Genomic DNA, 1,269 nt, shown 5'->3' on the forward strand with positions numbered 1-1,269 from the left:
TGATCTTCCCCACCAAAAGTGGACACTGATTTAAGCGCACATCTGTGCATACTCATTCTCATAAGCCCTTGGGCTTCTGTAGCCCAATGAGCTGTGTCGCCGGTGGCTATTGTAGAATAGCTCAATGTAATCAAAAACGCAGGAATACGCCTCCTGTTTAGTGCTGATATCTTCGGCGTATAGCGCTTCAACTTTGAACCGAGCGAAGAACGACTCCATTGCGGCGTTGTCCCAGCAGTTGCCTTTGCGACTCATGCTAGGGCGAATACCCTCGTTCAGCAAGAGCGCCTGGTATTCGCCTGACCGGTACTGAACCCCTCTGTCGGAGTGCAATATCAGCCCAGGTTCGACCTTTCGTGAGGCTACGGCCATTCTAAAGGCATCCATGATGAGCTGATTGGTCATGGTGGTATCGAGTGACCAGCCGATAATCTTGCGCGAGAACAGGTCCATGATAACCGCCAAGTACACGAAGCCTTTTTCGACTTTGATGTAAGTGATATCCGACACCCATTTCTCATTAGGCTTGCTGGCGGAGAAATTGCGCCTGAGCAGGTTGTCACTGACGTGGTTCCTGGCCAGCACATCAGGAAAGTACTTGTAGCCCTTTCCGTTCCTTGCTTTAAGCCCTTGTTTTTCCATCAATTTAGCCACCGTGTTCTCACTGATGGGAAAGCCGCTCTCGTTAAGCTCCACCGTCATTCTCGGCGAGCCGTAGCGCGCTTTAAAGCGGTTGAACAAGGCGGTGAGCATTCGCTCCGCGTTCAATCGTCTCAGCTCGCGCGCGCTGGGCGCCCGAGAGCGCCACTTGTAGTAGCCAGAGCGGCTAACACGCGCCCAACGACACATCTTCTGGACCGTGTGCTGCCCTCGAAGCGACTCAATGAAAGCGTACCTCACCACTTGTCTTTGGAGAAGTACGCCGTCGCCTTTTTTAGGAACTCGTTCTCCTCTTTCAGATCCGCCACTTGTCGCTTTAACTTGCGAACCTCTTCGCTCTCTTTCATGGAGTAATCCACCCCCTGGACGCTATTGAACTGCTTATCGGACAGGCGTTTATACTGCCGACGCCAGTTATAGATCTGGCCGGGGTGAATACCGAGCTCTTTCGCTACCTCGGCGGCACTGGTGTTGGGATCATCGGCGCGGCGAACCGCCTCACGCCGGAAATCCTCGGTGTAGTGATTGTACTTGTTCTTCGTCTTCTTGGTCATAATGACACCCTCCGTTAAGTGGGGATTAGGTGTCTACTTTTCTTGGGGAACTCGG

General features: G+C 52.7%; 2 protein-coding genes. Both read right to left on the reverse strand.

Translation table 11 applies throughout. From position 1 onward, the window contains the following. Positions 1-30 precede the first annotated feature (30 nt). Complete coding sequence (locus N645_RS0116370; RefSeq protein WP_152521674.1) at positions 31-903, reverse strand: IS3 family transposase; 873 nt, start codon at positions 901-903, stop codon at positions 31-33. Beyond that, entirely contained in the window at positions 897-1,214 is a 318-nt protein-coding gene (locus N645_RS0116375) for a transposase (protein WP_024461506.1), read from the reverse strand. The genes N645_RS0116370 and N645_RS0116375 overlap by 7 nt, the downstream gene beginning before the upstream one ends. Positions 1,215-1,269 lie beyond the last annotated feature (55 nt).

It is taken from the genome of Marinimicrobium sp. LS-A18 (genome assembly GCF_000463525.1).
Classification (GTDB): domain Bacteria; phylum Pseudomonadota; class Gammaproteobacteria; order Pseudomonadales; family Cellvibrionaceae; genus Marinimicrobium; species Marinimicrobium koreense.